This is a genomic window from Litoreibacter ponti (assembly GCF_003054285.1).
GTDB classification, from domain to species: Bacteria; Pseudomonadota; Alphaproteobacteria; order Rhodobacterales; family Rhodobacteraceae; genus Litoreibacter; species Litoreibacter ponti.
In genome coordinates this window covers 371331-390707 of sequence record NZ_QBKS01000001.1, presented here as the reverse complement: position 1 = coordinate 390707, position 19377 = coordinate 371331, and the positions used below count along the sequence as shown (strand labels likewise).

Below are 19377 nucleotides of genomic sequence, written 5' to 3'. Positions count from 1 at the left end.
GCTACCACAAGATTGTTTCCAAAAAGGAAATAGTGTGGAATTACGCCAACAGGCGGGAATAGAGCAGCAATCCGAACTGATCCAACATGCGGGTGGTTTGAGGCCATGTCGCGGCCCAGCCCAGCCCGTCAAGCCCGCAGCCCTTCTTCAGCGCCGCAGTATCGCGCCGCCCATCGATCCCCGCCAGGATCGCGGCAGAGGCTTTCGGCAGTTGGACCTCATGCTTCACCCCGTTCAGCGTCACCGGCACGGCCCCGCCCGCCGCCACGCGCTTGGCGAGCGCTGGCCCCGCGACCCCGCGCAGATGCGGCACCGCCTCGTTGGTCGCGCCGGGTGTCGGAGGCTCCGACCCGGCGGCGTAGACCACATGCGTCTTGATCGTCCCGTCGAGCTTTTCGGCCAGCGCCATCGCCTCGATCCCGGTCAGATCACCGCGCTCGGAAAACCGTTCCAGATCATAAAGATAGGGCTGCGGCACGCCCACGATCTGCAACCCCGCCTGCCCCAGTGTCTGAGCCAGCTCGTCAATGCGGTACGGGCGGTCCTGGGAATGCAGCAGCAGGTCGTAGAAGCCCGCGTCGCTTTGTTTGTGGTCCACCAGATGCGGGTTGCGTTTGAACGGGTGGCCGTCGGGCAATTTATCAAACATCACCTTGGCCGCATCCAGCTGCGCCTTGGGCGACAGCCCGGCGGTCAGCGCGCCGAATGCCTGTTGCAGCGGGTAGACCCCGGCGCGGCCGTAGGGCGCGTAGACCATCAGGCCCAGCCCGCCGCCGGGCGCAAGCGCGGATGCCAATGCGTCAAACCCCGTCTGCGGCTCGGGCAGGTGATGCAGCACGCCACAGCAATCAATGTAGTCGAAGGGACCATAGTGGCCCGCATCCAGCAGGCTGCCGGTGACGAAGGTGATATTCTTCAGCCCCCGCACCCGCGCCCGCGCCTCGGCGATCTCACGCGAGGCTTCCGACAGGTCGATATAGGTGATTTCATAGTCTTTCCGGGCACTTGTCAGCACTTGTGCAAGTTGAATAAGCGCATCACCCGTGCCGCCGCCCGCCACCAGAATGCGGGTCCCCTTGGACCAGTCCCGCAGGCCGCCGAACAGGTGGTGATCCAGCTCCAACGGGTGGGAGGGCGAGCCGGTGATCAGGCGCTTCTTCTCATCCGCCGGGTCGCGTTCGGGATAGGGGAACGCCTCGTACTGGGCTTTGACGTCCGACATCTCAGAACCCCTCGTGGATGATGGGATGCGCGGCAAGGCTGTCCGCCTGCGCCGGTGTCAGATCGGCCTCGCGCACCAGATAGGTGTGGATCGAGAACATCGCCGCCCCGGTCGTGGGCAGGCGCACCATGCACTGTCGCTCCGACCGGATAAAGCCGCGATGGCCTGCCGCGCGCTTAATGTCAGAGCCGCGCTGCGGGTGATGCAGATCGGGATCGGCATAGACCAGCGCATTCATCCGCATCAGCGGCTGCTCGGGGCGCAGGACGGTAAACATTCGCTCGACCGAGCGCGCGATGGCGGCGTCATATTCCGGCACCGGGTCGTGGATCGCGGTGAGCGGCTTGCCGAACTTCTCCGCCAGCGACCACGAGGCCGGGAAGCACAAAAGCGCCGCCGTCAGGATGTGGCGATCGCCCTGCTTTTGCAGGATCACGAAATCTTCCTGGAACAGCCGCGAGAGCGTCTCCAGCGGCGCGTCCCGGTCAATCGGCGCATCCGCAATGCCCTCGGGCGCGTGGGCCAACGCCAGCTCCAACAGCTCCTGCGCGGCAGGCAAGGCGTCCGCGCGCATCTGCAGCACCGTCTCGCGCCGGTCCCGCAAAAGCTGCGCCTTGTAGGCCAGCTGCGCCCCGTAGGCGTCATCCACCTGCAGCCAGTCGGCATAGGCCAGCGGCACCACCCCCGGCAGGCGGCGGGTGCGCTCTTCCATCCAGGGCGCTTGCGGCAGCGCGGATTGCAAAATCGGCTCCATGCCCCCCTTTAAGCACCCAAAATCGACATGTTCCATGCCGTTTTCGCGCGGGCGCGCGGCCCCTTCCCCGGCGCAGGCTGGCATCAGGGAAGGGAGGCCCGCCATGAACACACATTACCGCGACACGCGAAAGATCGACCCCAGCAAGGGCGCGGCGCTGCCCGATGGTAGCCCGAACGACAAGGACCGGGTGGAGATCGGCCCGACCCTGCTGGCCTTCCGCGAATGGGAAGAGGCGGGCTTCGCCCTGCCCGATCTCGACGCGATGCGGGAGTTTCGCTGGAAGCGCCTGACCCAGCATATCGTCGACCGCGATCTGGGCGGGCTGCTGATGTTCGACCCTCTCAACATCCGCTACGCCACCGACAGCACGAACATGCAGCTATGGAACACCCACAACCCGTTCCGGGCCGTGCTGCTGTGCGCCGATGGCTACATGGTGATCTGGGATTACAAAAACGCGCCGTTCCTGTCGGAATTCAACCCGCTGGTGCGCGAGCGCCGCTCGGGGGCGTCGATGTTCTACTTCTCGACCGGCGACAAAACCGACGCGGCGGCCGATAGCTTCACAGCGCAGGTGGAAGAGCTGATGCGCGCCCATGCGGGCGACAACAAACGCCTCGCCGTGGACAAGATCATGGTCGCGGGCCTGCGCGCGCTGGAAGCCCGCGGCTTCGAGGTACACGAGGGCGAGGAAGTGACCGAGATGTCCCGCTCCATCAAAGGCCCCGACGAGATCCTCGCCATGCGGCTCGCCTGCCATTCCTGCGAGGCGGCGATGTATGTGATGGAAGACTTCGCCCGCACCGAGATCCCCAAGGGCGGCGTCAGCGAAGATGACGTCTGGGCGGTGCTCCATGCCGAGAATATCAAGCGTGGCGGCGAGTGGATCGAGACGCGGCTGCTGGCTTCTGGCCCGCGCACGAACCCGTGGTTTCAGGAATGCGGCCCGCGGGAGTGCCAGGACAACGAAATCCTGGCCTTTGACACCGATCTGATCGGCCCCTACGGCATCTGTTGCGACATCTCGCGGACCTGGTGGATTGGCGACGACGCCCCGCGCCCCGACATGATCGAGGCGATGAAGCATTCGGTCGAGCATATCGAGACCAACAAGCAGATGCTGCGCCCCGGCATCAGCATCGACGAGCTGGTCGCGGGCACCCATGTGCTGCATGACAAGTACCAACAGCAGAAATACAGCTGCCTGATGCATGGTGTCGGCCTGTGCGATGAGTGGCCGCTGGTGGCCTACCCCGACAAGCATGTCAAAGGTGCGTGGGACCATGTGCTGCAGCCCGGCATGACGCTGTGTGTCGAGGCGCTGGTGGGCGAAGTCGGCGGCGACTTCTCGATCAAGCTGGAGGATCAGGTGCTGATCACCGAGGACGGCTACGAGGACCTGACGTTTTATCCGATGGACCCGCGGCTGATGGGCATAAGCTGACACGGAACACGGAAGCGTGTGCCGTCTGTCGCCCAGGGCGAAATATTCCGACACGTTTGCTCACCATCCCGTGACATCGCCGCCGCCAAGCTTGCGTTGACGCCGGCGCATGCCCATCCCTGTACAGACCACCGCAGCCGTAGGAGCCCCAAAATGGGCATGGAACGCATCACATTCGAAGGCCATTCCGGCGCCGCCCTGGCGGCTCGGCTCGACATGCCCGAAGGCCCGCATCTGGCCACCGCGCTGTTTGCGCATTGCTTCACCTGCTCCAAGGACATCCCCGCCGCCAAGCGCATCTCGCAGCGGCTCGCAGGCATGGGCATCGCGGTGCTGCGCTTTGATTTCACCGGGCTTGGCCATTCCGAAGGCGAGTTCGAGAACACGACCTTCAGCTCGAACGTACAGGACCTGCTGCTCGCGTCCGAGCATCTGGCGAGCATCGGCAAGGCCCCGACCCTGCTGATCGGGCATTCGCTGGGCGGGGCCGCGATCCTGAAGGCCGCGCCGCAGATCGAAAGCGCCAAGGCCGTCGTGACCATCGGCGCGCCGTTCGATCCCGGCCATGTGACGCATAATTTCAACGATGCGCTCGACGAGATTTCCGCCAAGGGCGTCGGCGAGGTTAATCTGGGCGGACGCCCGGTGCGCATTGGCCGCGATTTCGTCGAAAATGTCGCGGCGGAGAACCTCGCCGACAGCATCAAGGGCATGAAAAAATCGCTCCTCGTGCTCCACGCGCCTTTGGACAAGACCGTGGGTGTCGAGAACGCCACGCAGATCTTCATGCACGCCAAACATCCCAAAAGCTTCGTGACGCTGTGCGACGCGGACCATCTGATCACCCGCCCGCAGGACGCGGAATATGCCGCCGAGGTGATTAGCGCCTGGGCTTCCAAATATCTCGACCTGCGCCCGCCCGCACCGCCGATCGGTGCGCCGGAGGGCGTGGTTCGCGTGACCGAGGCTGATCCCGATGGCTTCCTGCAAGACGTGCAAGCGGGTCCCCATCACCATGTGCAGGCCGACGAGCCGCTGGCCTATGGCGGCACCAACAAGGGTATGTCGCCCTACGGGCTGCTGGCCTCGGGCCTTGGCGCGTGTACCTCGATGACAATCCGCATGTATGCGCGGCGCAAGAAGTGGCCCCTGTCCGGCGTGCGCGTCGACGTGACCCATAACGCGGTGCATGCGCAGGACACAGACGGTCTCTCGCGGATCGATCACTTCAGCCGCAAGATCCACCTCGAAGGGGATCTTGACCCCGCGCAGCGCGCGCGGCTGATGGAGATTGCCGACCGCTGCCCGGTGCACAAGACGCTGGAGACCGGGGCGCGGATCGAAACCGAGCTGGTCGAGGACTGAGCGAAAGCCCGCCACCTCCAACCTGCTCTGGCTATCGTGCTGCGCCGCGCTTGTGTATTCTGGTCGCCCAAGCCAATGGAGGCCCATATGCGCGCGATCCTCATCTCCGCAATCACCCTGACCCTTGCCGCAAGCCCGGCCTTGGCCAAGGACAAGCCCTTCAAGAAGAACAAGCTGCGTGGCGCACAGGCTCAATCCCACTGCCCACCGGGGCTCGCGAAGAAAAGCCCGGCCTGCGTGCCGCCCGGGCTGGCCAAAAAGCAAGGGCTCCAGCGCGGCGACCGCTACACCGGTGACGGGCGCATTTTGCGCGATTACGGGCGATTTGGCCTGCCCCGGCTCGACCCCGGTCAAAGCTACTACCGGCTTGGCGACACGATCATCGCCGTCGATGATGACACACGGCGCGTGCTGGATGTGATTGCGGTGCTGAGCCGGGTGAGCAACTAGGGAACCGGGGCGCGGCCGGGCGCGTTTTTGCCCCAATGCTTATCTGATCCGGAGACATGCCCGATGCCCCTGCCCCGCCTTTTGACCCTGGCCGCCCTTGTGCTTGCGCCGCAGCTTGCGACCGCGCAATCCACCCTGACCGACACCCCGCGGCTTGATGCGGTGGAGTGCGACGGGACCGATACCCAGACCTATCAAAGCTGCCTGTCCGCGACCTTGGCCGAGCAACTGGCGCCAAGCGAGACGACCGGGACCGATTTGCTGACTGTCGGCGAGACGCTGGTGCAGCGCCTACCGCCCATCGCCTCGCCGGATCAGTTCGGGCTTGAGCCCGCCCCCGCCGGTGAGCGCTACGTGCGCGCGGGCAATGATGCCGTCCGCATCGACACCGAGACGCGCCTGATTACCAAGGTCATTTACGACGCGCTCTGACCTCGCAGCGTCGCAATTTCTTATGAAGAAATTGCGCACAAATCCTCTGGGAGGATTTGGACCAGACTTTCCCTGAAAGTCTGGCGCCGTTCAAAGGCTACTCCGCCGCGATCTTTTTTTTCGCGCCAAGCATCGGCTTGAGATACATCCCCGTGTGCGAGCCTTCGACCTCTGCCACCTTCTCGGGTGTGCCGGTCGCTACCACCGTGCCGCCGCCATCGCCGCCCTCCGGACCGATATCGATGATCCAGTCCGCAGTCTTCACCACGTCGAGATTGTGCTCGATCACGATCACAGAGTTGCCTTGTTCCACCAGCTCATGCAGCACTTCCAACAGCTTGCGAACGTCCTCGAAATGCAGACCCGTTGTCGGCTCATCGAGGATATAGAGCGTGCGGCCCGTGGAGCGCTTCGCGAGTTCCTTGCTGAGCTTCACCCGCTGCGCCTCGCCACCAGACAGGGTCGTCGCCTGCTGGCCCACCTTGATGTATCCCAGACCCACGCGCATCAGCGCGTCCATCTTCTCGCGGATCGACGGCACCGCCTTGAAGAACTCCTGCGCGTCCTCGACGGTCATATCCAGCACGTCGGCGATGCTCTTGCCTTTGAACTTCACCTCCAGTGTCTCGCGATTGTAGCGCGCGCCCTTGCAGGTCTCGCATTCCACGTAGACATCCGGCAGGAAGTGCATCTCGATCTTGATCACGCCGTCGCCTTGGCACGCCTCACAGCGCCCACCCTTGACGTTGAAGCTGAACCGGCCGGGCTTGTAGCCGCGGGTTTTGGCCTCGGGCAGCCCGGCGAACCAATCGCGGATGGGCGTGAAGGCGCCGGTATAGGTCGCCGGGTTCGAGCGCGGTGTTCGCCCGATCGGGCGCTGGTCGATGTCGATCACCTTGTCGAGATGCTCCAGGCCTTTGATGGTCTCACAGGGCGCGGGCGTCTGCCGCGCGCCGTTCAGCGTCATGGAAGCAGTCTTGAACAACGTCTCGATGGTCAGTGTGGACTTGCCCCCGCCGGACACGCCGGTCACGCAGACAAACTTGCCCAGCGGGAAATCGACGGTGACGTTTTGCAGGTTGTTGCCGCTCGCCTTGACCACGGTCAGTTTCTTCTTGTTGCCCTTGCGGCGCTTCTCGCCAATCGGGATCTCGCGCACGCCGGTCAGGTAGTCGCCGGTGATTGAGCCGCTGGCGGCGACCTCCGCCGGGGTCCCGTGGGCCACAACCTCGCCGCCATGCACACCTGCCCCCGGGCCAATATCGAAGACATAATCCGCCTCGCGGATCGCCTCTTCGTCATGCTCCACCACGATCACCGTGTTGCCTTGGTCGCGCAGATTTTTCAGCGTCGTCAGCAGCCGGTCATTGTCGCGTTGGTGCAGGCCAATCGACGGCTCGTCGAGCACATAAAGCACCCCGGTCAGGCCAGAGCCGATCTGCGAGGCCAACCGGATGCGCTGGCTCTCGCCGCCTGACAGCGTGCCTGCGTTGCGCGACAGGGTCAGGTATTCGAGGCCCACATTGTTCAGGAACCCCAGCCGCTCGCGGATTTCCTTTAGAATCGCGCGGGCGATCTCGTTCTTCTGCTTGCTCAGCGCTGCGGGCACGCTTTCGCACCAGTCAAACGCCTCGCGGATCGACATCTCGACCACCTGGCCCACATGCAGTCCGGCGATCTTCACGGCCAGCGCTTCGGGGCGCAGGCGGTAGCCGTCGCAGACATGGCATTTGCGGTTATTCTGGTAGCGCTCGAACTCTTCGCGAATCCAACTCGAATCCGTTTCGCGGTAGCGGCGCTCCATGTTGGGGATCACGCCCTCGAAGCTGCGGGTCACCTGATAGACGCGCCCGCCTTCGTCGTAGCGGAACGGGATTTCCTCGTCGCCCGAGCCATACAGGAAGACCTGCTTCACATGGGCGTCAAGGTCCTTCCAAGGTGTGTTCTTGTTGAACTCGTAATGCTTGGCAATGGCCTCGATCGTTTGCAGAAAGTAGGGCGACTTGCCCTTGCGCCACGGCGCCAGCGCCCCGTCGTAGAGCTTGAGCGTCTGGTCCGGCACCACGAGGCGTTCGTCGAAGAACAGCTCGACCCCAAGCCCGTCGCACTCCGGGCAGGCCCCGAACGGCGCGTTGAAGGAAAACAGCCGTGGCTCGATCTCTGAGATGGTGAAGCCAGAGACGGGGCAGGCAAATTTCTCGGAAAACGTGATGCGCTCGGGCTCCGCGTCCTTCGGTGCGGTCTCGAGGATCGCGATGCCGTCGGCCAGATCAAGTGCAGTGCGCAAGCTGTCGGCCAGCCGCGTCTCCAGCCCCTCGCGCACGACGATGCGGTCCACCACCACGTCAATGTCGTGGCGGAACTTCTTGTCGAGCGTCGGCGGGCTTTCCAGCTCGTAGAACTCGCCGTCGACCTTGACGCGCTGGAAGCCTTGCTTCGCGAGCTCCATGAATTCCTTGCGGTACTCGCCCTTACGGTCGCGGATGATCGGGGCCAGCAGGTAGCCGCGGGTGCCCTCCTCCATCGCCATGATCCGGTCGACCATGTCTTGGACCTGCTGCGCCTCGATGGGCTTGCCGGTGGCGGGGGAATAGGGCGTGCCGACACGCGCGAACAGCAGGCGCATGTAGTCGTAAATCTCGGTCACGGTGCCGACGGTGGAGCGCGGGTTTTTCGAGGTCGTCTTCTGCTCGATGGAAATCGCCGGGCTCAGCCCCGCGATATGATCCACATCGGGCTTTTCCATCATGTCGAGGAACTGGCGCGCATAGGCCGACAGGCTTTCGACATAGCGGCGCTGCCCCTCGGCGTAGATCGTATCGAACGCCAGCGAGGACTTGCCGGAGCCCGACAGCCCGGTGATCACCACCAGCTGGTCGCGGGGGATATCCACGTCGATGCCTTTGAGGTTGTGCTCGCGCGCGCCACGCACTTCGATGTTCTTCAGCTCGGCCATGATCATCCCCACAAATGGTTGCGCCAGAGATAAGCCCGCGCCCGGGACATTCCACCCTCCTAACGGAACATTAATAGAACATCCACAGGTTTATTTGATCCGTAGGCGCAGAGTCTGCGTTGCAGCGATGCCGATGGCGCAAAAGACGGCAATCAGCGCGCACACCGCGCCCAGTCCTGCGCCGTCAAAGACCAGCACGAAGATCGGCGTGCCCAGCGTCGTGCCGACATTGCCCAGCTGCGCGATACCCCCCGTGGCCCGCGCACGGTCGGTGATGCTTTCGTTGAAATACGGGATCGCCCCGAAGCTGCCCGCGGGGATCAGCGCCATGACGCTGAACAGCACAAACAGCGGCCAGAGTTGCGCGCTGAAGACCCAGACGAGGCCACTCGCCGCGATAGTCAGCGCGAAGCCGATGGTCACCAGCCGCGATGGCGTCATGCGCTTGGCGATGATGCCCCCCGCTATCGTGCCCGCGATCGAGATCAGCGGCAGCGCCGTGATCACCCAAACAGGCAGCCCGAGCGCCAGCGGCAACACCGCCAGCAGCGCAATATAGAGCATCGTGTACCACACGAACCCCGCCCCCGGGATCAGCAGCTTCGGGGTGGAATAGATGATGCGGTGTTCTTCGAGATACGACACCGGCCGGGGCTCGACTTGCAGCCCCTTGGGCAAAAGCGGCAGCAGGATCACCGCCATCACAGCCATGCCGACCCCGTGGGCGATGAAAACCGCGGGCAAGCCGCCCAGCGGCAACAGGAAGGGCAAGGCGGCGGCGATGATCGCCATGGCGATGCCGAAGAAGGCCGCCCAGATGCCCATGGTCACTGGCCTGTCCGCCTCGGACGAGACGGACGCGATCAATGTCGGGGCCGCGACCACGATGGCCAGATGCGAGACCCCTTCGAGCACGCGCAGTCCCGCGAAAACCCAGATGCCCGGCAGGCTCGCCTGCACCAGCGACAGTGCCGCCCCCGCCAGCAAGGCGCCGATCAGCGCCCGGGTCACACCCACGCGCGCGACCACCGATCCCGCGACGGCCCCGAGAGCAATCCCCACCATGCCGACGATGGAGATCAGCACCGGCACAAAGGCGCCACCTTCCGCATAGACCTGCTGCAACACAGGCAATGTCAGGGTCAGCTTGCCGAATTGCGCAGCCGAAAACAGCCCCGCCACCAGCAGGGCCATCACCAGGGTCCAGTTCGTGCGGGCGGGCGTGTCCATGGCGCACTCCTGCGCCTCTGGCGCGGGGGCGTCAACCGCCGCCGCGCGCAAATTGCACGCGGGTAAAAAAATGGCGCGCAAGGTCTCCCTCACGCGCCAAATCAAAAATCGCGCGCCGCGCGCACAGCGCGGCTCAATGTGGTAACAGCCGCCTAGAAGTGGATGGCCCGGTCATAGGCGTCGAGCACGCTTTCATGCATCATTTCCGACAGGGTCGGATGCGGGAAGACCGTGTTCATCAGGTCTTCCTCGGTGGTCTCCAGCGTGCGGCCCACGACGTAGCCCTGGATCATTTCGGTCACTTCCGCGCCGACCATATGAGCGCCCAGCAGCTCGCCGGTTTTCTCGTCGAAGATGGTCTTCACCATGCCTTCCGGCTCGCCCAGGGCGATGGCCTTGCCGTTGCCGATGAAAGGGAAGCGTCCGACCTTGATCTTGTAGCCCGCCTCTTTCGCCTTCTCCTCGGTGAACCCGACGGAGGCCACCTGCGGGTGGCAATAGGTGCAGCCTGCGATGCTTTCAGGGCGCACCGGGTGCACGTTGTTCTTGCCTACGATCAGCTCGGCCACCATGACGCCTTCATGGGACGCCTTGTGCGCCAGCCACGGCGCACCCGCGATGTCGCCAATGGCGTAAAGCCCCTCGACCCCGGTGCGGCAATACTCGTCCACAACGACATGAGTGCGGTCGATCTTCACGCCCTGCTCTTCAAGGCCCAGGTTCTCGACATTGCCGACGATCCCCACGGCGGAGATCACGGTGTCGAACTCGACCTTCTCGACCTTGCCGCCCGCCTCAATATGCGCGGTGACCTTGCCTTTGCCCCGGTCGAGCTGCTTGACCATGGTCTTCTCCATGATCTTCATGCCCTGCTTCTCGAAGCTCTTCTTGGCGAAGGCGGATATTTCGGCGTCTTCGACCGGCAGGATGCGGTCCATCACTTCAACCACGGTCGTGTCACAGCCCAGGGTATTGTAGAAGCTGGCGAACTCGATCCCGATCGCGCCGGAGCCGATCACCAGCAGCTTCTTGGGCATACGCTTGGGCGTAAGCGCGTGCTTGTAGGTCCAGACCAGATCGCCGTCGGCCTCCAGCCCCGGCAACTCGCGCGCGCGCGCACCGGTGGCCAGCACGATGTTCTTCGAGGTCAGCTCTTCGGTGTCCTTGTCGGTCTTGACCGACACCTTGCCTTTGCCGGTGAGCGTCGCTTCGCCCATCACCGTGGTGATCTTGTTCTTTTTCATCAGGTGACCGATGCCGCCGGACAGCTGACCCGCGACCGCACGCGAGCGCTTCACCACCGCGTCCAGATCGTAGTCGATGCCGGTGGCCTTCAGGCCGAAATCCTTGGCGCGGTGCATCAGGTGGAACACCTCGGAGGAGCGCAGCATCGCCTTGGTCGGGATGCAGCCCCAGTTGAGGCAGATGCCCCCCATATGTTCGCGCTCCACGATCGCCACGCTCAGGCCCAGCTGCGCGCCGCGGATGGCGGCCACGTAGCCGCCGGGGCCTGCGCCGATGACGATCATATCGAAGGATTTTGCGGCCATGTGGTCTCTCCCGGGAAGGTCAGAAAATTAGTTTAAAGCTAAACTACTTTGTCGGTTGACGCTGCGCAACGCGCTATTCTGCCACCCCCGTATGCGCGGGCTGCATGACTGGGGGAACGCGCGTCGACGCGCGTTTCTGATGCGCCTTCAAAGGCGCATGGCACGGGATTTGGAAATCCCGTGGCCCAAGGCCCATCGATGGGCCTTGCTCACATCAGGAGCCGCGCTTCTCCAGCATCTCGAGCGTTCTGGCCAGCAAAATGCCCACCCGGTTCGTCCCCTTGCGCGACAGGTGAATGCCGTCGATGGCGAAATGCGAGCGGTTCTTCGGGTTGATCGCAGATTTTATCCGCACCATCTCGATGCCCCGCTCGGCGCGGGCGAGCTTCAGCTGGCGCTGCACCATCTCGCGCAGCGGCGCGGCGCAACGCGAGAACAGGTTGCGGCGTGCGTTGCCCTCGTAATAGGCCACCATCATCACCCGCGGCCCGTCGGCGCGGATCTTGCGCACCAGGTCCGGCACAATGCCACGCTGGCCATCCCGCGAGATCAGCCGGTCCAGCACCGCGTCGCATTTGCGGCAGCCGCATTTGGTCAGCAAATCATTCGCGCCTCCATTGACCAGCACCCAATTCCAGTCGCCCGCCTCGTACTGCGCGGGGATAACGCTGCGCGGGTTGGTCCCGGCGCCGGACAGGTAAAACTTCGCGCCAGAAGCCGCGCGGTTGTCCACCGCGCGCTCCGTCTCGCGCGCCAGCACGTCCGGGATGGAGGCGTTGAAGATCTTTTGCCACTCCAGCATGCTGTCGCCGATGACAAGAATATCCTGCTTGGCCTGCGCGCTCGCAGACATGCCCAGAAGGGCCAGGGACAGCAGCAGCCCCCGCATCAAATTATTCATCGTGGCCTACTCGGCAGCTTGGATCGATTTCACAGTGGCCCCATAGCCACCTTGTTCCATGAACTCGGTCTCGGGTTTCGTCGTACGCCGTTCTAGCGCCGCGTTGCGGAAGGGGAAACGCCCGAATTTGCGGATCACTTCCCGGTGGGCCTTGGCGTGGAGCAGATTGCTCTCGCTCTCGGGCATGCGGGTCAGGAACAGCCGCACGCAGCGGTCCTGATCGGTCGTGCTCTCGGAATGCATCAGCGGCATGTAGAAGAACTGCCGCGCGGGCGGGTCGATCGTCATGTCCCAATCCTTGCCGATGGCGCATTTGGCCACCGCCAAAGCCAGCTTGTCCGAGGCAAAGGCTTTTGGCGTGTCACGGAACATGTTGCGCGGGAATTGGTCGGTCAGGATCAGGTAGGCCAGCACGCCCGACGGATAGGTCATCCAGAGCGACAGGCTGCCCTCCATCGCGCGGTGCCAGAGCGGCTCGAACAAGTCGCGGATCTCGGCATCGAGCGCCTCACCGCCCTGATACCACCCCTCTGGCCCCTGCTCATCGAGCCAATAGGCCAGGACCTCCTCAGGCGTTGACATGGTTCCTACTCCCCAGTCCAAACACAACACGCGCCCCCGCAGTCTTAATAAAGTGTTACAACCGCGCGGCGGCTTCGCAAGGCTTTTCGGGGAAAGTGGTTACTTTGTCCCGCCATCTGTGTCCTCTTCGGCCGCCTCGGCCATTTCTTCGGCGGTTTCCACGTAATATTCCTGCGCGGCCTCGACCATGACCGCGGTCGATCCCATGCCAACCGGGGCGTAGGACACGGCGTCGTAATCCTCCTCGTCGCTGTAGGCCGATGGGCGCTGCGTCATGCGGTAGGCCGCGTAGAGCGTCGTCGCCGCCATGGTCGCGAGGATGATCAGCCAGAACCCCTTGGGACCAATCGTGGTCATCAGCCAACCGGTAATGATCGGGCCGCCGATCGCACCCAGCCCGTTGATGAACAACAACCCGCCGGAGGCCCCGGCCATGTCCTCGGGCTCGAGGTAGTCGTTGGTGTAGGCGATCAGCAGCGCATAGAGCGGGTTCGTCATCCCCCCGATCACGAAGGCGCAGGCAAGAAGCACGGTGAAGTTGCTGTCAAACAGGAACGCCACCAGCGCCGCCCCCGCCGCCAGCGCAGAGACGACCAGGATCAACATCCGACGGTCCACCCGGTCCGAGATCCAGCCGATGGGATATTGCAGCACCAGCGCGCCGATGAAGATCGACGACACGAAGATCGAGATCTGCGCGACGCTCAACCCCGCCTCGGAGCCGTAGACCGCCGACATGCCGAACTGCGCCGAGAAGACCGAGCCCAGAAGCAACATGCCCACAACCGCCAGCGGGGAGACCTTGAACAGCGCCCGGAAACTCATCTGACGCGTGGCCCCGAACGACGGGGTGGGCGAGACGGACAGCAGGATCGGCGCAAAGGCGATGGACACCAGCACGGACGGGATGACGAACAGGATGTAGCCCGCCGGATCCGCCACGTTCAACAGGCCCTGCGCCGCCACAATGCCCGCCATCTGCACGATCATGTAAAGCGACAGCGCCTGCCCCCGCGTCTCGTTGCTGGCGGAATTGTTCAGCCAGCTTTCCGCGGTCACGTAGACGCCCGAGATCGCGAAGCCGAAGATCACCCGCAACACCATCCACGCCCAGGGGTCGGCAATCGCCGGATAGAGGATCAGCACTGCCGAGATCACTGACCCAAGCGCGGCGAAGACTCGCACATGGCCCACGCGCTGGATGAAGGTCGGCGCCAGACGCGAGCCGCCGAGAAAGCCAATGAAATAGGCGGACGTGATCAGCGACAGCTCGAAGGTCGAAAACCCCTCGATCCCGCCGCGCACACCCATGAGCGAGCCCTGCAGGCCGTTGCCCACCATCAAAAGCAGCATGCCCAAAAGCAGCGCCCAAGCGGATTTGAAAACCTCGATCATCCTGCGCTCCTTCGCGACTCGCTCGCCGTTTGCCCGTCGCTACAAGCCCGAGGCCAGATCGACCCGCCCGTGCGCGACACCATCGCGTCGTTTCTGACAAGCCCCGCTGTCGAAGTTGGCCTCATGCTCTCTTCTAAGGGGACGTGGCAAGAATATTTTTTGGCGGCCCTTGTAGGACCCTGCGGCATCCCCAATTACCAGGCATCCGGGCGCGAGGCTCCGTCCGGCGGCTGCGAAGCGCGATGACGCGCCCAGAGCGCTTTCCTCTCTTGGAGATGACTAATGCGTATTGTTTTTGCCGCGGCCCTGGCCGCTTCGGCCGCCCTGCCTGCCTTTGCCGACGAGACCGAAGGTCACGTGTTGGCATATGACCGCAAGGCGGGGATCATCGTCCTGACCGACAAGACCGTCTGGGAAGTGCCCGGCGAGATCAGCCTTCCCGCCGATCTGGGCCGGGGCGACCGCGTGTTGTTCGAGTATGAGACTGCGGGCGAAGACGGCCTGACCGCGCTCGACGCGATCACCCGTCTTGCCGTGGCCCTGCCCGACGGCACGGATGGCGGCAGCTAAGCCACTGACAGCGCTATGGAATGAGACGCGCGTCCGGTTCCGGGCGCGCGTTTGGGGCGGCTATCGCGCGTCGTTTGGCAGCAACAACGAGCTGTCCCCGTAGGAAAAGAAGCGGTACGCCTGCGCAACCGCGTGGTCGTAGATTTCGCGGATGCGATCCTGCCCCATCAAGGCGGAGACCAGCATCATCAGCGTCGACTTCGGCAGGTGGAAATTGGTCATCAGTCCATCGGCCACCTGAAACTCGAAACCGGGATAGATGAAAATATCCGTCTCGCCCTGCCACGGCGCGATTTGGCCCGGTCCCGTCGCGGCGCTCTCGATCAGGCGCAGGGCGGTGGTGCCCACCGGGATGACCCGGCCGCCCGCGTCTTTCGTGGCATTGATCTGAGCCGCCGCCGCGGCGCTCACATGGCCCCATTCCGCGTGCATCTTGTGGGTGGTCACGTCTTCGACCTTGACCGGCAGGAAGGTCCCGGCCCCCACATGGAGCGTGACATGAGCGAATTGCACGCCCTTCGCCGCCAGCGCCTCCAGCAGGGGCGCGTCGAAATGCAGCGAGGCCGTCGGGGCCGCCACCGCACCGGTCTCGCGCGCCCAGACCGTCTGGTAGTCGGTCTTGTCCCGCGCATCCGCCGCGCGTTTGGCGGCAATGTAGGGCGGCAGTGGCATCTGGCCCGCGATCTCCAAAGCTGCATCAAAATCAGCGCCTTGCAGGTTGAAGCTCAGCTCCGCCTGCCCGTCTTCGCGGCCAAGGACTGTCGCGTCCAGCCCCACAGCAAAGGTGATCCGCTCGCCGTCGCGCACCTTGCGCAAGGGCTTGATCAGCGCGCGCCAATCGCCCGAGGGCGTGGGCGAGAGCAGCGTCACTTCCATTTTCGAGACATTGCCGTCGCGCTCCCGGTGGCCAAACAGCCGCGCGGGGATCACCTTGGTGTCGTTCAGCACAAGCAGATCGCCCCGGCGCAGATAATCCGGCAGATCGGTAACCACCCGATCCTCGATCGCCTCAGGTCCCGCCACCAACAGCCGTGCGGAGGAGCGCGGCACCGCGGGGCGCGTGGCGATCAACTGCTCGGGCAGCGCGAAGTCGAACTCATCCAGCTTCATCGCGCTTAATTCTGCAGCTTGGGCGGCGGCTGGCGGAAGATCTCGCGGAAGATGCCCGGCGTCAGCACCGACAGCGGGTTCACCCCGACCTGCGGCGCGTCCGCCGAGCCGCGCAGTGTGTAGTTGAAGCCGAACAGGCCCTCGCCCTTGCGCGGCGAGAACAGCGCGCCGAAAATGCCGTTCACCGCGTAGATGGGCGAAACCACCCCGCGCATATCCATGCGCCGCGTCGTCGTGTTGTATATGCCGTCCATTGTGATCCCCATCGAAGGCCCAACTGCGGAGGACCGTCTGAGGGTCACGCCGTCGGGCGTCAACAGGAAACGCGCCTCGACATTGCCAAAGAGGATACCATCGCCGGTCAGCTGCTCCAGCAGCCCGATGACCGAGATGGCCGACAGCAGGTCGGCCAGCGCCGGGGCCTTCTTGACCCGGGTGTTTTTGATATCGAGCGCGCCGTCGAACTGGCCGGGCTTGCCATTGGGCTGCAGCGTCAGGGTCATGTCGCCGCCATTGGCGTTGCGGAAAATGCCCGAGGCGCGGATCACCCGCCCGCCGTTGTTCGACTGGATGCGCACCGCGGGCCCGCGCGCGGTCGGCACCACGGTCCCCGTGATCGGCGCCTCACCGTTGAGATTGCCCTTGAACGTGCCGTCGAGGCCGCGCCCGCCGCGGAAATTGCCCTGGAACTGGTCGATGGTGATCGTGTCGGTGACCCGAAGCCGGTCGAGCGCGAAATCCAGCGGCGGGCCATTGGCCGCCCCGCCGCCCTGCCCGCCTGTTACTCCGAACTTGCGGATATCAATCGTGCCGCCCCGGATCGCGATGCGCACGGGGCGGTTCGCGCCTTGGCCGGTGATCTCGACCCGGCTGTTGAGCCGGTCACCCACCACCAGAGGGTTGAACACCGCGCGCTCCAGCCCGCCGCCCGGGCGCAGATCGACCGTGCCGGTGCCGCGCAACCCCGCGGTGCGGATGCTGACGCCATTGACCTTGGGCTGCGCGCCAAGCAGCAGCTCCACCTCCAGCAGCCCGTCCGCGCCGCGCGGCTTCGACCAGCCGAGCGCCGGGATCGACAGGCCAATGCCCCGCAAATCAGAGCTGAGCGCCGCCACCGGGGCCGCACCGGGCTCCAGCAGGATGTCGAGCGCGGCGGTGCCCCGACCGCTGACGCTGCCGGGCGGCAGGCCCACATTGAACGTGTCGAGCACCCGTTGGGACAGCTCCATCGTGCCGGTCAGGCGGCTTTGCGGCGGGCTGCCCGGGCCGATCTCTCGCGACCAGACCACATCGGTGGGGATGCCATCGAGCTGCGCCTTGCCTCCGATGGACAGCGCGCCATCGCCCGCCTCGACCACCAGCAGATCGGCCTCCAGCTGGCGATCCTTGATCAGCGTGTCGGAGCGCACACCGCGCAGCTCCGCGCGCACGTCGAAGGCCACATCGGCGACATTGACGTCGCGCTTCAGGGGCACGGTCAGCCCCATCTCCACCCGCGCCGCGCCGGTGGCCACATCAGGCGACAGCTCGGACTTCGACAGAAACTCGAACGGCTTGCGGTCGAGCAGCGTCAGCGCCGCCGAGAGCGGCCCGGTCAGACCCAAACGGAACTCGGCCAGCGAGGGTTTGGCGGTCATGTCGGCGATCACCATGGACGAGCCGCCCGCATCCAGCAGCCCCGCATCGCCCACGGGGATTGCACCGCTTTGCAAGCTCATGTGGAAGCTCGTGTCCGAGATCGAGGCGAAGCCGCGGGCATTCTCGACCTCGGGCAGGCTTTTGAGGTAGCGCACGCGCGCCTCCGAGAAATCAAAGCTCACCGCCGCGCGCGTGCTTTCGCCGGGGCGCACCCGCAGGGCTGCGGCGGCGTTTTGCACCTGCCCCTCGACCACGTTGCGGATCAGCCAGTCGCGGGTCTTGTCGACCGCCGTGCGCGGCCACAGCTTCATCAGCTCGGCATGGGCAATCTCGTCGATGCCCGCCTCCATCGAGACGGCCCAGCCCTCCTCCAGCACCGACACGGTGCCTTTCGCCAGCAGCTCGACCCCCTCGTCGCGCAGCAGCAGCTGGCCCACATCCATCTCCAGCGCGGTGGGCTTGTAGCGCAGATCGAGCGCGCCGGAGGAGAAGCGCACCGGCGCCTCGAACAGACCCTCCGGGTCCAGCAGGATGTTGCGGAAGCGCAGCTGCCCCAGCAGGGTCTGCGGAATGCCCGCGTTGAAATCCTGCAAATCGGCGTGGCCCGTGGCCTGCAGGCGCAGCTCCGGCGCATCGAGATTGATCTCGTCGAAGAACAGCCTGCCCGTCGCGGCCTCGTAGCGCACGTAGGTGCGGGCGGAGTTGAAGCGCACAGGCTTGGCCTGCGGCGTTGGTTGCAGCACGCCCTTGTCGATGTTGAGCGCGCCCGCGAGGCTGGCCACCTGCCCCTCCTCGTCGATCTCGGCGGTCAGGGCACCGGAGACCGGCGCGTCGAGCACATTGAGAAAGTTCAGTGTCGGCACCTGCCGGGCGAGACCGCGCGCTTCGAGGTCTTCGAACTTGCCTACCAGCCGCGCGCCCTGCAGACCCTTCGCCTTGTCGGCGGCGAAGACCAGGTTGGCGGGCGGGCCGCCGTCCTGATCGAGCTTGAAGCTGAGGTTCATGGTGATGACATTGGCCGCGTTCACAAGGCTGAGGCGGCCCTGCTCCACCGCGATCACCTCGCCGCTGCGCACGTCGGTCAGGCGCAGGGACAGCGCCTCGGCGGCGATATCCTCCAGCTCGTCAAGGCGGGGGTCGGCAAACCACGTGTCGACCCGCTCCAGTACCTCCGACAGCGAGCCGATCTCGACCTCGCCGCCGCCCATCGTGGCCCCAAACGCCAGCCCGATCTCGCCCCTGCGGTCGCGCACCAGCTCAAGGCTGCCGCCGGTCAGCTCCACCGTCTCCAGCTTGACGCGCCCCAGCAGCAGCTCAGACGTGTCGAGCTTGGAGCGCAGCTGCGGCATCGCCAGCAGGCTCTCCCCGCCCGCGTTGAATATCTGCAATCCGGTGATGTCGAGCGTCGGGCGGTATTCCGCGTCCAGCAGCCCCACGGCGATGCCGTCGAAGGTCAGGCTCTCACCCTCGATGGAGTTGTTGATCCGCGTCTCCAGCTCCCCCACCAGCCAGTCCGGCAGGGACACGCTGCGCCCCAGCAGCGCCAGAAGCGTGACGGCGACGGCAAAGAGCACAAGCGTGATCGAGGCCCCGATCAGCGAGGCCAGCACCCGCAGCGGCCCGGGGCGCGGGCGGACACGCCGCTCGCGCTTCAGGGCCGAATGGCGGCCAGTCTTTATGTGCGGGGTGCCGTGATCGGCCATGCCACCTCTTGGGTCTCGCGCGCAGGGACCTGAAACAGCGCGACTTGCTCTTTACCTCTGCATACAATGCTC

The 19377-nt window shown here is 64.8% G+C and carries 15 protein-coding genes; 5 read left to right on the top strand and 10 right to left on the bottom strand.

Features of this window, described 5'->3' with window-relative positions; all coding sequences use genetic code 11:
* Positions 1-40: 40 nt before the first annotated feature.
* Positions 41-1222, bottom strand: a complete 1182-nt coding sequence (locus C8N43_RS02025; protein ID WP_107844022.1) for a class I SAM-dependent methyltransferase — start codon at positions 1220-1222, stop codon at positions 41-43.
* Position 1223: 1 nt separating this feature from the next.
* Positions 1224-1976, bottom strand: coding sequence for a heme-dependent oxidative N-demethylase family protein (locus C8N43_RS02020; RefSeq protein WP_107844021.1), 753 nt, complete (start codon positions 1974-1976; stop codon positions 1224-1226).
* A 103-nt stretch (positions 1977-2079) separates the two neighbouring features.
* Here C8N43_RS02020 and dddP point away from each other — a divergent pair, with 103 nt between their 5' ends.
* From dddP to C8N43_RS02000, 4 genes are all read left to right on the top strand, one after another.
* Positions 2080-3423 (top strand): dimethylsulfonioproprionate lyase DddP, encoded by a 1344-nt coding sequence (dddP, locus tag C8N43_RS02015; protein ID WP_107844020.1) that lies wholly within the window; start codon positions 2080-2082, stop codon positions 3421-3423.
* Between the two features lie 153 nt (positions 3424-3576).
* Complete coding sequence (locus C8N43_RS02010; RefSeq protein WP_107844019.1) at positions 3577-4788, top strand: bifunctional alpha/beta hydrolase/OsmC family protein; 1212 nt, start codon at positions 3577-3579, stop codon at positions 4786-4788.
* An 87-nt stretch (positions 4789-4875) separates the two neighbouring features.
* Entirely contained in the window at positions 4876-5238 is a 363-nt protein-coding gene (locus tag C8N43_RS02005; protein WP_245912881.1) for an RcnB family protein, read from the top strand.
* A 63-nt stretch (positions 5239-5301) separates the two neighbouring features.
* Positions 5302-5670 carry a hypothetical protein gene (locus C8N43_RS02000; RefSeq protein WP_107844018.1) on the top strand — a complete coding sequence of 123 codons (369 nt, stop codon included), beginning with the start codon at positions 5302-5304 and terminating at the stop codon, positions 5668-5670.
* Between the two features lie 97 nt (positions 5671-5767).
* Here C8N43_RS02000 and uvrA read toward each other — a convergent pair whose 3' ends face one another.
* The 6 genes from uvrA to C8N43_RS01970 form a co-directional block, all read right to left on the bottom strand.
* A complete protein-coding gene (uvrA, locus tag C8N43_RS01995; protein ID WP_107846199.1) occupies positions 5768-8626 on the bottom strand; it encodes an excinuclease ABC subunit UvrA in 2859 nt (952 codons plus the stop codon).
* Positions 8627-8716: 90 nt separating this feature from the next.
* Positions 8717-9856 carry an MFS transporter gene (locus C8N43_RS01990; RefSeq protein WP_107844017.1) on the bottom strand — a complete coding sequence of 380 codons (1140 nt, stop codon included), beginning with the start codon at positions 9854-9856 and terminating at the stop codon, positions 8717-8719.
* A 152-nt stretch (positions 9857-10008) separates the two neighbouring features.
* Positions 10009-11406, bottom strand: coding sequence for a dihydrolipoyl dehydrogenase (gene lpdA / locus C8N43_RS01985; protein ID WP_107844016.1), 1398 nt, complete (start codon positions 11404-11406; stop codon positions 10009-10011).
* 214 nt (positions 11407-11620) lie between these two features.
* A complete protein-coding gene (locus C8N43_RS01980; protein ID WP_107844015.1) occupies positions 11621-12307 on the bottom strand; it encodes an SGNH/GDSL hydrolase family protein in 687 nt (228 codons plus the stop codon).
* Positions 12308-12313: 6 nt separating this feature from the next.
* Entirely contained in the window at positions 12314-12889 is a 576-nt protein-coding gene (locus C8N43_RS01975; RefSeq protein ID WP_107844014.1) for a DUF924 family protein, read from the bottom strand.
* Between the two features lie 99 nt (positions 12890-12988).
* A complete protein-coding gene (locus C8N43_RS01970) occupies positions 12989-14284 on the bottom strand; it encodes an MFS transporter (protein WP_107844013.1) in 1296 nt (431 codons plus the stop codon).
* 282 nt (positions 14285-14566) lie between these two features.
* Here C8N43_RS01970 and C8N43_RS01965 point away from each other — a divergent pair, with 282 nt between their 5' ends.
* Positions 14567-14854: a hypothetical protein gene (locus C8N43_RS01965; RefSeq protein WP_107844012.1), complete on the top strand. Its 288-nt coding sequence runs from the start codon at positions 14567-14569 to the stop codon at positions 14852-14854.
* Positions 14855-14914: 60 nt separating this feature from the next.
* Here C8N43_RS01965 and queA read toward each other — a convergent pair whose 3' ends face one another.
* Positions 14915-15964, bottom strand: a complete 1050-nt coding sequence (gene queA, locus C8N43_RS01960; protein ID WP_107844011.1) for a tRNA preQ1(34) S-adenosylmethionine ribosyltransferase-isomerase QueA — start codon at positions 15962-15964, stop codon at positions 14915-14917.
* A gap of 5 nt (positions 15965-15969) precedes the next feature.
* Entirely contained in the window at positions 15970-19305 is a 3336-nt protein-coding gene (locus C8N43_RS01955; protein WP_107844010.1) for a YhdP family protein, read from the bottom strand.
* Positions 19306-19377: the final 72 nt, after the last annotated feature.